Raw genomic sequence first — 14,734 nt, 5'->3', positions numbered from 1 at the left:
AACGGTTATACCCTCTGAGGGTTCTATTTTTAAGACACCCACAATAACACCTAAATCGTAACACCTGTATAGAACAGGCAGAATTTGCCCCAAACTAGGGTACTCGCGCATAAAATTAAACTAAGTAATGGGGTATCGTGTTGCACAAATATTTTCAGTTCCATTCAAAAATGGATAAGTTTCACCTTTTTTCAGTGGAACACCTATTAACAATTGGTATTATTTTGGCTCTTTGTATTCTTCTTTTTATCTTTAGAAAGAAGCTTCAAGAGCAAGTAAACGAACGATTTATCCGTTATTCTTTAGCGTTACTCTTGTTTGCTTCTGAAGTTTTTTATCAACTATGGCTTTTATATGAGAATGCTTGGTCATTAAAAACAGCTTTGCCACTTCAACTTAGTGATATTGCAGTCATTTTGGCAATTGTTATGCTACTGACAAATAGCTACAGATTGTTTCAATTCATGTATTTTGCTGGATTAGGTAGTTCGATTCAAGCAATCGTAACACCCGATCTAGACAGGTTTTCATTTCCGCATATTCGATATTTTGAATTTTTTGTTTCGCACGGAGGAGTTGTACTCGCTTGTTTATTTATGGTTGCGGTCTGTAAATACCGCCCGACCATATCTTCCCTGTGGGTAACGGCTCTTATCGTTAACCTTTATGCAGCCTGCGTATTTTTCATTAATAAGTCACTGAAAACAAACTTTCTTTACATTATGAAAAAGCCCGCAAGCGCATCCCTATTAGATTATCTTGGTCCATGGCCCTGGTATATTCTCTCGTTGGAATTAGTTATGATTGTAAGCTTTTACATTCTATACAGCCCATTTTGGCTGAAAAAGAAAATCGAAAGAAAGTAATCGAAGTACATTTAGAAGATTTATGGAAATATAGTAAATAGGAGCCGATAATCATCCATCAATTCCAAGTATGTTTAACTATTAAAACAGGACAGAGTAATTAAATTTTCAACTCTAAATATTAGAACCCATTACCTATATTGTCTTTTGTAATATTTCACTTTTAATGAAGGAAGGTGACAAAATACCTGCGAACATTTAACTAAATTCCTCAAGGGAACACTAGTCTTATTTCAGTGGTAACCCCTTTCCAATTACTTAAATTAAAAATGTATTCTCAGTTCTATAGGAACTATCCCCAAACCAGACCTGCGCAACATATTAATTATCGCGAACTCAAAGCTAGTACGAGTAATAAACTATTTTATTTATTTTCATTTACTATTTTCGGTTCTAAGTACCGCTGCAAATACTTATATTATCTTGCTACATGGAGATTCTAAAAAAGAAAGGAGTAAGATCCATGAATAACAAGCAATTAGAACGAATCAGTACTGGAAAGGGTTTTATAGCAGCTTTAGACCAAAGTGGCGGAAGTACGCCTAAAGCCCTTCTACAATATGGCATTAAAGAAGATAGCTATTCCAATGAAAAAGAGATGTATGAATTGGTGCACGAGATGAGAACGCGTATTATAACAAGTCCAGCGTTTGATTCGGAGTTTATCTTAGGTGCAATCTTATTTGAAAATACGATGGATCGTTATATTGATGGGCAATATACAGCTGATTATCTCTGGGAGAAAAAAGGCATCGTACCTTTTCTAAAAATAGATAGTGGGCTTGATAATCTTGAAGATGGAGTTCAGCTCATGAAACCCATTCCTGGCTTAACCGACTTGCTTAATCGGGCGAATAATCGTAACATTTTTGGGACTAAAATGCGTTCACTTATTAAGGAAGCAAACGCTGCCGGAATTAAAAAAGTTGTTAAGCAACAGTTTGATATCGCTAACCAGATAGTAGATATGGGACTAGTACCGATTATCGAACCGGAAGTTGATATTACCAGTGTGGATAAGGAAGCCTCTGAAAAACTACTTAAGAATGAAATCCTTGCTCAATTATCTACCCTTGATAAAGATGCTAAGGTCATGTTAAAACTTTCCATCCCTACGGAAAACAATTTCTACACTGATCTAATAGATGCTCCTCATGTAGTAAGAGTTGTGGCTTTATCTGGTGGGTACACGCAAGCAGAAGCTAATGAAAAACTAGCTCTGAATCACGGATTGATTGCCAGCTTCTCACGCGCCTTATCGCAAGGTCTAACTGCTGGGCAAACTGACGAAGAATTCAATTCGATGCTTTCTAAATCTATAAATAGCATATACGAAGCTTCTATTAAATAATAATGTTGGAATAATAGCTCGCCCCCGTACTAATAAAAAACAAGGTACGGGGCTTTTTCTATTCATTTATTCTGATAACAAAGTGTAATTATTTTATTGATCCACTCTTTTTAAAATAACGGTACTTATTTTATCTTTCCAGTAAATTTCATAAAATACTTCATTTTCCTTATCAAGAAACTCACATCCACCGCACTCTCTTTTTTTACTATGGAATTCATTAGATTTATTTAACAAAAAAGCCTCACTTCCAATTATCCCATGACTATACTTAATCAAATAGCGCGAGGGTGACTTAGCTAAATCTTTATCATACGTCCCTTTATATTTTATTGTTGTTTCAAATAGGATATCAGTACCTACCAAGGTCATTTTGTGTGAAACTTCCCAATTATTGTCCACACCTTTAAAACTAACTGTCTTGCTTTGAAAAATATGATTTTCTATTTCTCCATGTACTAGAACAGTTGAATTAAATAAGAACAGTAAACAAAAAATAATAAATGCTTTTTTCATTCGAAATCTCCTGTTTTAATGTTTAATATTCAACTGAGTTATGGGCTTTTATGCAGTTAAATACTATTTAGTCATAAAAAAATCGACTAAATAGTCTCATGAACCTCTTATGAGTTAATAATTTGCTTCTTTCCTCTCTTTTTTTAACTCATGAATCCCTTATGAGTTAATTTATTTCGTATTTCCTCTCTTTTTTTAACTCATGAACCCTTTATGAGTTAAGATATTTCGTATTTCCTCTTTTTTTTTAACTCATGAACCCTTTATGAGTTAATAATTTCCGTATTTCCTCTTTTTTTTTAACTCATGAACCCTTTATGAGTTAATAATTTCCGTATTTCTTCTCTTTTTTTAACTCATGAACCCTTTATGAGTTAATTAATTTCGTATTCCCTCTCATTTTTTAACTCATGAACCATACTCGTGTAAGCAATTTTCATATTCTCGGTATTTTATGATCACGTAAATCTTTCATGAGTATGAATGATTTATTTTTCAATATTGACTAGGTTTTATTTCAACAACATGAAAAAAATCGACTAAATAGTCGATTTATCCCATTTAAAATTGTTCATAGTTTTTTTAGATAGCTAAAATTATTTATATAGTGTTCAATCCTTCTGGTGGTGGAAGTTCATTTTCAGCTACCTCATAATGCATTCATCCTTGCTAGGAATACATCGATATAAAAACAAAGTTATATAACCTAATAAGATATTATAATGCCCGATCCTCTACTCCCCTATTTTCTTTAGCGATTATTCCTCTCTTATTCCCAATCCATCTAACAGACACGAAGCTACTAACAAGTAATACAAATGCTCCGAATAGATAAGGTAGATTGATATGAATATCGAATAAAAAGCCCGCAAGTACTGGTCCAAAAATTTGCCCGAGACTCATATATGCATTGTTCAGTCCTGCTACAAAACCTTGTTCATTACCTGCTTCCCTCGAAAGTAATGTATTTATCGTTGGACGTAGTATGTTATTAAATGTAAAGTACAACATTGTAATGACCATTACATAAAAGAAATTTCCTGAAAATAGCAAGAACACAAGTGAAATGCCAGACAACAAGAGCATACTGCTAATAATTGGCTTTTCCCCAAATCTTTGTGTAAGCCTGTTCGTCAGTACCAATTGGTTGAATGTACCGATAAATGAACAGACCATAAACAGGATGGATATTTCTCTAGTCGTAAATCCATAGCTCTGAGTAACGAACAGTGGGTATATTGCTTCAAAGTGAGTAAGTCCGAAACTAAGTGCGAATATCAATAACAATAAGATAAAATAGCGAGATTTAACCGATTGTGCAAGTTGGCGAAAAATATTATCCTTCTTTGGTTTTGATTTCAGAAGCACTAGACGTTCCTCTGCAGTTTTGGCTTCCTTTAGTAATGGTATGCAACTAAGTACTGCCAAAAATCCAATACTTGCAGACGCAAAGAAAGGAGTTCTCGTTCCAAACTCAGCAAGTAGTCCTCCTATACCTGGTCCAACAATAAAACCAGATGACATTGATGCGCCTAGAAATGACATTGCTCTTGGCCTTTGTTCTTCTGTTGTAATATCAACAACATAAGCCATAATAGAAGGAATCAAGGCTGCTGCCCCCATCCCACCAACTAATCGTGAGACAAGAAAAAGCGAAAAATGATCTGCAGTAGCAGCCAATAGGTTAGATAAAACGAATAGGCACAGTCCAACAACAATCATCGGCTTCCGTCCGTATTTGTCTGAGATATTACCAGCTATTGGCGAGAACAAAAATTGTGTTAAGCCGAATGCGGATACTAAATATCCCGCTGCTTTTCCACCTGCTCCAAAATCTATTAAAAGCTCTGGAAGAATTGGAATAACAAGTCCAATTCCAAGCATTGCAAGAAACGTATAAATCAGTAAAAACGGTAACGCAGTTTTTCGTAACATGGATTTTTCCCTCTTTTACTCGTATTGCTCAAAAAATATATTTTTCATTTGGAATACCTTAATTAATTTGATACAAAACTATCTGCTTTTGAATAGTGTAGAACAGCTTCTTCTAAAACATCTACTCCAATTAAAATATCATCAATATCCGTGAATTCATCTGGATGATGGCTAAGACCATCCTCAGATGGAACAAAAATGAGACCTACAGGAGCAAGCTTTGTCATATTCATTGCATCATGTCCTGCACCGCTTTGCATCACTTCAAAAGGAAGTTCTTTTTCAACGCAAATAGCTTGTAACCCATCAATCAGTTTAGGTGAAAGCAATACAGGTTCTTCTGTACTGATGATTTTACTTTCTATTTCTAGCTTTCTATTTTTTTCAACCTTTTCGATCGTTTTTAATAAATAATCCAAAACAAACTTTCTTGATTGTACTGAAGATGATCGAATGTCGATTTTCATCAGCACTTCTCCTGGAACTACGTTCATCGCACTAGAATGGATATCCAATACACCAACTGTCGCAACAGTGCCATGTTCTTGTTCATGTATTGCAACTTTTTCAAGCTCTAAAGCGATCTCAGAAGCTCCAAGAAGTGCATCTTTTCTCATATTCATTGGAGTGGTTCCAGAATGAGACGCTTTTCCGTTTATGTTAACTAGAAGTCTAATAGGTGCTGCAATTCCAGTAACAATTCCAATTTTTTTATGATTATTTTTCAATATTGGACCTTGCTCAACATGAAGCTCAAAAAACGCTTTAAATTCTTCATCTGCTCTACTAGCTTCATCAATACTATTGAAATCAAGTGCACAGTGAGCAAATGCTTTCTCCATCGTAATGCCATTACGATCTTCTAAATGACGGTACTTCTCTTTTTCAATGATCCCCGCCATCGCTTTACTCCCAACAGTTGATACCCCAAAGCGAGAAGATTCTTCACAGGCAAACGAGATAATTTCGATTGGGTGGTCAGTCACAATATTCTTTTCATTTAAACGCGCAATAACTTCGAGTGCCGCAATTACGCCAACTACTCCATCATATTTCCCACCCTCGTACACTGAATCCAAATGAGATCCCATTACAACAGGAGGGAGCCCTTTTACTCTGCCTTCTCTTCTTGCTATCACATTTCCACACTGATCCATTTGGATATCTAATTTTTCTGCTTTACACATACGGATAAAAGCATGTGTACAAGTTTGTTCCATATTCGAATACGCTAGTCTTGTAATTCCTTTTTCCCCAGTGTTATATTGACTAATTTTATTAAAAAGTGTTAAGTATCTTTCTTTACGATCCATGAGATATCTCCTGTCCTGTTATTTATCTTTTTCCCTACACTTAACGGGAAGTAACCCTCCACTAATAGAGATTTCATTTTATTGAAGGTAAGAGAAAACACTTTACATCATGTTCCTCATGAAAAGTTTATTTATAAAATGGTAAAATCCGACTCCAATGACAAGAGAGCCGGACAGTGTTATTTTCGTAAACGATCTAGTAGTAAAGCTCTGATGATATTGGCTTCACTTAAATATATGGTGTAGAAAAAGATTATTTATTTAGTTTGTGAAAATGCTCAAATAAGTTATCGCAGTCTTCCCTTTTGTCCACTTTAATCAGATTAAGAACGCTTTTATCTTCTCCTGTTAAATATTTTCGAAGATGTAGATCAGAGAACCCGTGAACATCAGCGTCTTCTGAAGTATTGCAATAGTAAACTTTCTTAATCCCAGCCCAAATAATTGCAGCTACACACATTGGACATGGCTCACAAGTTGCATAAATTTCACAATCAGATAAATCCATTGTTTCTAACTTCTTGCAAGCTTCTCTGATTGCAACCATTTCTGCGTGTGCAGATGGGTCAGTATCTCTCATCATCGTGTTGCCTACAACTGCGATAATTTCATCGCCTCTAACGATTGTAGCACCAAATGGTCCCCCAACTTTATTATTCATTCCTTTGATCGTTTCTTCTGCTGCCATTTTCATGTAATCCATTATTAAATCCTCCTATTATATAATGACTATATAGGTGTCTATATGTTACCCAGTCGTCCTATGAATCTTACTACTTCGCTTTGCTTATTCTTCCGAAAATGGTGTATAAAATAAGCGAAACGATTAATCCACTAAAGAAGGCAAATTCATTCATTTTCACTAAAAACGGCACACTTTTAAGGAAAGCACCTGACATCGGAAAAATAAAGCTGATGACCAAAACAATCATAGCAATTGGATTATATCCGCTCTTATATTCTCCATTACTGCCCTCTGGAACATAAATATGATCTAGATTTATCTGTCTTTTGCGGTGAATATAAAAGCTTGAAAGCATAATACCTGCGATTGGTCCGAAAATTGAACCAATAAAGCTATAGAAATAAAATAATGTCGTTGGGCTTTCTACAAGCTTCCATGGTAGAATTAATGTTCCAATAATTGCTGTTAAAATCCCCGCTGATTTTACTGTAAACACTTTTGGGAAAAGAGCAGTCATTTGTAATCCTGATGGTAATAAGTTAGCAAACACACAAAACGCTGTAGCACCAACGTTTAATGCAAGTATTAAAACAAGAACTGAGAATGTATTTTCGATTTTATCAATCGCATGAACAATATTAAAGATTGGTTCACCGAAAGCTATTTCAGTACCTGCAATTAATGCAACACAAGTAATGGCAAAAAGGATATAAGATAAGATAAACCCTAAAGGTAATCCAATTATGGCATCCTTTGGACGTTTAGCTCGATTCGTAAAATCGGAAATATTTACGATTGGACCTGCCCAGTTAGATACTAAAGCACTCACACAGGCAATAAACACTAGTGGGCTACTTGTTGGGTTCTTTGGAACATAATCAAAAATTGGCCCAAAACCTCCAGCCATATTAATCGCCCAAACAGCTGCACCAATGATAAAGATGTAAACAATCGGTGAAGACCAGCTACCAAATTTGTTAAGAACATTCATTCCACCTAAGAAAAGTAAAACAGTTACTGTCCAAAGTATTGCGTATGAAATCATCGTTGGGACTGTTAATCCGAGTAGATTAAAGTCACCACCTAGCGTCATAAAATTTGGAAAAAATCTTGCAAAAATGACATTTAAAGATTCCGCTCCGACCACGGTTGTGGTACCAAAGAATACTAAGCCAGCAATTAGACCACGACATAACGCTGGGATAATAGCTCCTTTTACTCCAAACGTATCACGGAGTAACATCGCAAATGGCAAGCCATATTTAGAAGCGGCATAACCATTAAGGCAATAAAACACTGCGACAATACTAGCTGAAAGCATAACAGCTAAAATAACTTGCTTCGTGTTTAAACCGAGGACAAAAAAACCTGCTACTGTCATATAAGACATGATATTATGAACCGCACCCATCCAAACGGTAACATAGTTGGACATACCCCAATCTCTTTGATTAGGCGTTTTAGGTAACAGTTCTTCCGAGTACCCATAAGATTGATAGATCTCATGGTCACTGGCTGCTAATTTAGCTTCTTCCATCATTAACACCCCTTACTCATTTAAAAATTGATTTTCTTACTAGTTTGTAATTTAATACAGGGCCGCCTTTATATTATGCATTTACAATATGAGTACCTGCTTGCTCGTTGATTGCTTCCTTCAAGCTTTCAGGATTCGTTATAATTACTCGTTTTCCGTTATTTTGTAAGAAACTTAAACTAGCCTCAATTTTTGGTAGCATACTTCCTGGAGGAAAATGATTTTCTAAGACATACTGTTTTGTCTCTTCTACAGTAATTTTTTCAAGTGCTTTTTGATTTGGTTTACCAAAATTGATACATACCCTTGGAACACCAGTTGTGACAATTAATGTCTCCGCTTGAATTTGTTCTGCTAAAAGACTTGTAGCAAAATCTTTATCGATCACTGCGTCAATTCCTTCATACGTTTTATCATCCTTTTTCACGACAGGAATTCCACCGCCACCTACAGCAATTACTACGTAACCATCCTCAATTAAAGAATTGATTACCTCTTTTTCAACAATATCAGTAGGTCTTGGAGATGGAACAACTCGTCGATACCCACGGCCAGAGTCTTCAACAAAAACCCAACTTGGGTGATCTTTTTTCATTTCTTCAGACTGTTCTAGTGAAAAGAATGAGCCAACAGGTTTCGTAGGGTTTTTGAAATTAGGATCATCTGCGCTAACTTCAACTTGTGTTATAACAGTCGCTACTTTCTTGTTTATCCCTCTTCTTGCAAACTCGTTTGTTAAAGCTTGTTGTATTTGATAACCAATACCACCTTGTGTATCTGCCACGTTGTTAACAAGAGGGACTGTCGGCATACCTGCTACTTCATTAGCAATCTCAGATCTTTGTAATGCAAATCCAACTTGTGGACCATTACCATGAGTTACGACAATTTCATATCCTTCTTGAACCATGTCTACGATATTTACAACCGTTTCTTGTACGGCTTCATATTGGTCTTGAGTTGTGTTGCGGCCGTTTTCTCTAACTAGAGCATTGCCTCCGATCGCAACGATCACTAATTTCCCCATTATTTACCTCCTAGTTGTCTAAACTCGTTAATACTTAACAAATTTAGAGATTGCTCTTTATGCATCTGATATAACGAATTAGTTGGATCATTTTCAATAGCATTTTCAATTGCTTCTACAGCTTCTTCATGTCTTTCTAGCGATCTAAGACTATTCGCTTTATGAAACGAAAAATCATATCTTTTTGGCTGAAGAGCTAGAAGATTTCCCATGGCATGTACAGCTTCCTTATGTCTTCCAAGTTCTCTTAAATAATTTGATTTATGGTATAGATAGAAAGTTTCGTTAGGATCAAGTAAGACAGCTTTATCATATTCACCTAGTGCTTCATCTGGTCTATTCATTAATCTTAAGCAATTGGCAGTGTAAAAATAAAAATCAAGATCTGTAGGATCAACAGCTAGAGCATGATTGTATTGCTCAAGAGCTTCTTCATATCTTTTTAATTCTTGTAAAAAATGCCCTTTGTAGTAGATTAAATCTAAGTTTTTACTGTCTAATTCAAGAGCGCTATTTATCTCTGAAATGGCTTCCTCGTATCGATTTTCATTAGCAAGTACTTTTGCTTTTTTAATCGACTCATTTTGTTCCACATACTCTTTATTAAGTATTTTTACAACCTTATGGTGATTCAGTTCAATTGCATGTTGCAAAGAGGATTTTCCATCACGGTCTGCCAAGTTTTCATCCGCACCCGCATCAACAAGTAGTTCAATTACATCAGAGTATAACCGGCCTCCATTTCCCAAAATAACTGCCTCAAGTAAAGCCGACCAGCCTAACTTATTGGCATGGTTAACAGGAACTCCTGCCTCTAAACAAATTTGTACAGTCTTTAAATAGCCTTTTTCACTAGATGGTAATAAAGCTGTTCCACCAAATCGATTCACGCTATTTATATCAGCCCCATACTTTAACATCATGCTTAATATTTCATGAAATCCATTTGCTCCCGAACAGATAAACGGAGTTAATTGGGTAATGTCCCTTGAGTTAACATCACTGCCAGCTTCCAATAAACTTTTTACAATTGCAATTTGATTTTTTTGAGTAGCCGCCATTAAAGCTGTACGACCATCAGCATCTTTATATTCAACACTTGCTCCTTTTGATAAAAGCAGTTCTACTGTCGGTAAATCTCCTCTTTCACTTGCGAGAATTAATTCTGAATTTAAGGATTGATTTTCCATAGCATTTCTCTCCTTCAGTTGTTTTCTTATACGAAATGGATGGCCACTTTATTTAAATAATCCTGGGTTTCCTTCCTCAAAAAAGCGTAGTTAAATCCATGTGTATCTAAGAATGAATTGTGGGGTCTGACACTTACTTTCGATTCAGACCCCAAGCAATAATTTAAAATTTTTAGGATGATTAAGTGTGACAATCTATATGGGGGGGAATCCCATGAGATGTCAACAGTTTAAAAGTGGTTTAGAGTACTAGATTCGAATAATTCAAAGCCCTTACTCCTGAATTATCCGAATCTAGTGTAACTATAAGATGTTTTCACTTAAAGTTAATAAAGCCTTTTCAAACGCTTCAACTGGTGGATAAGTGATACCCGCACCAATCATGCCAATACCCGCTTCTTTATGGGCAATAGCTGTATTGATAACTGGCATGATACCTGTTTGAATTACTTTTCTTACATCAATACCAGTTGAAATACCCATGAAATCTAATAAAGGAATCGTGACATTCGGATTTTCATCAGTTGTGATTTCTTTCATTTTTGTCGAAAAGCCAATTGCCTCATCAACCGTTCCACCTACAAGTGCAACAATCGCTGGAGCTGTTGCCATTGCAAATCCACCGATACCGTATGTTTCAGTAATCGCACTATCTCCAATATCCAATCCTGAATCTTCTGGTTTGTATCCAGCAAACATTGGTCCTACAACCTTTTGTGCTGGTCCAGTAAACCAAGTGTTTCCTGCCATACCACTTACACGAATACCGAATTCTACACCATTACGTGCCATCGTTGTGACAATCGTGCTATTTTCAATACCATGAGCAGCATCAAGAGCACATTTACAAAGTGCCATCCATGTTGGACCAGAAAAATAATCACTGCTAGCTACGAAATCAAATACTTCGCGCTTTTGTTCAGTTGTAAAATCTGTTTCCAAAATATATGGAGTTAATGCTTGAATTAACAGCGCTGTACCTGCATTGTTTCGATTGTGACACTCATCACCCATGTGAAGAGCTTGTGCAAGCATTAAACGTAAATCAATTCCATTCTTATTTAATTTCATCGCATCTCTTAAAATAGGACCAAATACATCGCGCATCCAGATTAAACGATCTACAACACTTTGATCATTTGCACCCATTCTAAGAATTTTTGCCATCTGTTCACTTAAGTTTGTATAAGCAATATTACCGTAAGTTTTATTCTCAACAATGTGCATGAACATAGAAGCTGATGTTACCCCAGCCATAGAGCCTACACAATTGTGTTCATGACATGGTGAGAAAGTAATCGATCCAGAAGCCGCAACCTCGTAAGCTTCCTCTAAACTATTTGCTAAGCCTTCATACACAATTGCTCCTGTAACTGCACCTTTCATTGGGCCGCTCATTTTTTCCCAAGTAATCGGTGGGCCTGAGTGAAGAATCGTATGCTTAGTCATACCTGGCACGCAATTGATTGCTTGGTCGAAGCCAATTAGTACTGGTTGAGAATTAATAATTCGTTCTACAGCTAATTTATTTGCTGCTTCAATTTTTTCCATTACGCTTGGATCTTCTAACTTATCTAGAGCTGCAATTAATTCAGGATTTCCTCCACCTGGTGGTGTCCATTCTAAATGAGTTGCACTTGCATTTTGTTTTAAAATATCATCTTTAAAAAATTCAATCCCCACGTTAATAGCAGAAATTTTACTATTAAAAAGTTCGTTAATTTTATTCATGACTATTCTCCTTTCACTACGAATTCTCTAGCTAATAGTCCTGCGTTCGTACTACTGCTAGCATGTGTAACACCTACAGCTAATAATTTGTTCACTTGATCATCAAAGTTTTGAGGGTCTAAATCTGTTCCAAGAACGTATCCAATAATCTCTAAGTGACGTCCTTCTTTTTCAGCCAATTCCTTCGCTTCGATAATAGCTGGAAGCATTACGCCAACTGGATCTTCGTGTGAACCATAGCCTAAAACAAAGTCCATAACGATCACACCAACTGATGGATCCTTCGCTTCTTGTAAAAATCTAGCGATTCGAGTAGATGGATCAATCATTGGGTGAGGTTTTCCTTGTGTAAAGTCATCATCACCTAAGTCAATGAAAGTATGCTCTTGACTAACATTAATGTCTTTTAAAAGGTAATCAGGATTTTTCTGGATGTTACTATAAACATTGTCAAACTTATCAAGTGCTGCATACATCGCTTCGTCACATAATGTACCGCCACAAAATAGTCCACGAATATATTTTTGTTCCGGTGTTAATTTGGCACGAACCTCTTCGATTAGAGGAATATTTAAAGCACGTTTGTTAATTTTGCTTTCATCAGCTCCTGCTAATAAAACTGCCTTAAGCGCAGCTTCTTTTGACATTTTTGCAAAATGTCCTCCAGCCTGAACTACCTTCTCTTCATCTCCACCAATGAACCAAACGACAACTGGTTTTTTGCATTGTTTAATTTGCGCTAACACTTTCTCTTCTACACTTGGTGCAGGTGGCTTAGAAACAAGAACAATTACCTTAGTAGCCTCATCATCATCTAACGCTTTAATCGCATCTAACATCATAATTCCGCCAACTTCTTCACTTAAATCACGGCCACCAGTTCCGATTAACTGAGTTATTCCACCACCGAAATCATGGATACGAACACTAACCTCTTGACTACCAGTTCCAGATGCACCGACGATACCGATGTTTCCTTTTCTTACTCCATTAGCAAATGCTAACCCCACGTTACTAATAATCGCTGTTCCACAATCTGGACCCATCATTAATAATCCTTTTTCATGAGCAAGCTTTTTCAATTCGACTTCTTCTTCAACGCTTACATTATCGCTAAATAGCATGACATGAAGATCATTTTCAAGTGCTTTTCTTGCTTCTCTTGCAGCAAAGGCACCATTAACCGAAATAACTGCTAGATTTGCTTCAGGTATACTCGTAGCAGCTGAAGAAATCGTTGAATAAATAATCTCGCTTTTCCCTTTGGAAGTATTCTTTTTAGTTAATAATTCATCAATTTCTAAGAAAGCGTTTTCAATAAGTTCATCAGTTTCTGCTTTAACAGCAATAATCAAATCACTGTTTTTTGCTTCTTCAATCTCAGGAGTGTTCAAACCTACATTTTTAATTACTCCTTTATTCATTTCAGTACCCATTGCAATGATCGCTTGTTCTATGCCTTCAATTTGGTTCGCTTTCGTTGATAAAGACATTAAAGAAACTGAATCAAAAAATGTATTTGGCTTTACCACAACTTGTACAGTCATAATCTACCTCCAGCTTTAATTTTCGCCTCCAACCCACAGACAAGTCCTAAGGCTATATCTGTTCCGGATGAAGACCCGATGTTTAATACTTTGTTTAAGGAGAGAATCAAGTCCTCTTCTGTCCCATTTATTAAGGAATGAATTAATTGAATAAGTGACTCTCTCACTTTGCCAATTGATGCCTTTTTTATCGCCATATAGCTTATTTCATTTGTTAAGCTTTTCGCTTTCTTAACCACTTCTTCACAAAACGATTTATTGGTAAATCCTGAATTCGTGTTTAAAATAGTTAATATTCCAACTAGAAAATCATCACCAGATGGAGTTAATCCAGAACCAAGACCTATTAGTGATTCTGCATGCTGTAAGGCACTAGTCATCCGGTTGTTTGCTAAATCATTCAATAGCAAACCCGTTCTTTCTTGAAGTAGTTTCGACATTTCCTTTTCAAAAGAGGTATGAAATATAGGGGCTTTCTTTATTCCACCGCTTTTTCCATGAAGGTCGATGTAGTTCTTCATGAATGCGAGATGATCTTTCAAACGTTCGATATTATTAGGTAATAAAGGAAGTTTGCTTTCCCATTGTTCAACATTCACAATATGAATGGATAATTTATTCGCTATGTGTAGAATTTGATTTTCTACATAAATCGTGTCTTTTATTTTTAGATCCATCCTGTCAAAACAATCGACATCGATCACAAGTGTATTCGGCGCGTTATCAATTTCATTGCAGGCGACTGTGTACAGTTCACCATCTTCTAAACATTGAAAATTGAATGTCCTATGAAATATACTGTGAACAAAACCACTCAAATTCGAATTTTTTATTTTTTGGATAAAATCAACATCACCAGATTTTGCAAATATCATTCGAGTCACCTCATCAATCTGGAAGAAATGCAATTTTCTACCCAGTACACCCACTCTTAATTTCCTGAAAACTCATATGCAGCTTGCCTATGATAAAATTTGTTAGATTGTTACAAAATAAGCTATTATAAAAATATTTTTCAGTCTAAAACCTACTTTTC

Annotated in this window: 12 protein-coding genes; 2 read left to right on the top strand and 10 right to left on the bottom strand. The window is 36.0% G+C overall.

Going from position 1 to position 14,734, the window contains the following annotated elements; genetic code table 11:
- Positions 1 to 140 precede the first annotated feature (140 nt).
- Entirely contained in the window at positions 141 to 866 is a 726-nt protein-coding gene (locus CN692_RS14465) for a YwaF family protein (protein WP_373605038.1), read from the top strand.
- 463 nt (positions 867 to 1,329) lie between these two features.
- Entirely contained in the window at positions 1,330 to 2,217 is an 888-nt protein-coding gene (locus CN692_RS14460) for a fructose bisphosphate aldolase (RefSeq protein WP_098119874.1), read from the top strand.
- 93 nt (positions 2,218 to 2,310) lie between these two features.
- Here CN692_RS14460 and CN692_RS14455 read toward each other — a convergent pair whose 3' ends face one another.
- The 10 genes from CN692_RS14455 to CN692_RS14410 form a co-directional block, all read right to left on the bottom strand.
- Positions 2,311 to 2,733 (bottom strand): hypothetical protein, encoded by a 423-nt coding sequence (locus CN692_RS14455; protein WP_098119873.1) that lies wholly within the window; start codon positions 2,731 to 2,733, stop codon positions 2,311 to 2,313.
- A gap of 717 nt (positions 2,734 to 3,450) precedes the next feature.
- Positions 3,451 to 4,668, bottom strand: coding sequence for an MFS transporter (locus CN692_RS14450; RefSeq protein WP_098119872.1), 1,218 nt, complete (start codon positions 4,666 to 4,668; stop codon positions 3,451 to 3,453).
- A 62-nt stretch (positions 4,669 to 4,730) separates the two neighbouring features.
- On the bottom strand, positions 4,731 to 5,981 hold the full coding sequence (locus tag CN692_RS14445) for a M20 family metallo-hydrolase (protein ID WP_098119871.1): 1,251 nt from the start codon (positions 5,979 to 5,981) through the stop codon (positions 4,731 to 4,733).
- Between the two features lie 253 nt (positions 5,982 to 6,234).
- Positions 6,235 to 6,684, bottom strand: coding sequence for a nucleoside deaminase (locus CN692_RS14440; protein ID WP_098119870.1), 450 nt, complete (start codon positions 6,682 to 6,684; stop codon positions 6,235 to 6,237).
- A 70-nt stretch (positions 6,685 to 6,754) separates the two neighbouring features.
- Positions 6,755 to 8,203 (bottom strand): cytosine permease, encoded by a 1,449-nt coding sequence (locus CN692_RS14435; protein ID WP_098119869.1) that lies wholly within the window; start codon positions 8,201 to 8,203, stop codon positions 6,755 to 6,757.
- A gap of 73 nt (positions 8,204 to 8,276) precedes the next feature.
- Positions 8,277 to 9,230: a carbamate kinase gene (gene arcC, locus CN692_RS14430; RefSeq protein WP_098119868.1), complete on the bottom strand. Its 954-nt coding sequence runs from the start codon at positions 9,228 to 9,230 to the stop codon at positions 8,277 to 8,279.
- Complete coding sequence (locus tag CN692_RS14425) at positions 9,230 to 10,420, bottom strand: ankyrin repeat domain-containing protein (RefSeq protein WP_098119867.1); 1,191 nt, start codon at positions 10,418 to 10,420, stop codon at positions 9,230 to 9,232. The genes arcC and CN692_RS14425 overlap by 1 nt, the downstream gene beginning before the upstream one ends.
- A 303-nt stretch (positions 10,421 to 10,723) precedes the next feature.
- The gene (locus CN692_RS14420) at positions 10,724 to 12,151 is read right to left on the bottom strand and encodes a DUF1116 domain-containing protein (protein WP_098119866.1); all 1,428 of its coding nucleotides are present in this window, start codon (positions 12,149 to 12,151) and stop codon (positions 10,724 to 10,726) included.
- 2 nt (positions 12,152 to 12,153) lie between these two features.
- Entirely contained in the window at positions 12,154 to 13,698 is a 1,545-nt protein-coding gene (gene fdrA, locus CN692_RS14415; RefSeq protein ID WP_098119865.1) for an acyl-CoA synthetase FdrA, read from the bottom strand.
- A complete protein-coding gene (locus CN692_RS14410; RefSeq protein WP_098119923.1) occupies positions 13,695 to 14,573 on the bottom strand; it encodes a DUF2877 domain-containing protein in 879 nt (292 codons plus the stop codon). The genes fdrA and CN692_RS14410 overlap by 4 nt, the downstream gene beginning before the upstream one ends.
- Positions 14,574 to 14,734 lie beyond the last annotated feature (161 nt).

Origin of the sequence: Bacillus sp. AFS002410 (assembly GCF_002556365.1) — a bacterium.
Taxonomy (GTDB): Bacteria; Bacillota; Bacilli; order Bacillales; family Bacillaceae_G; genus Gottfriedia.
Note: the sequence above shows the minus strand (reverse complement) of the source record. Positions and strands in the feature narration are given on the sequence as shown.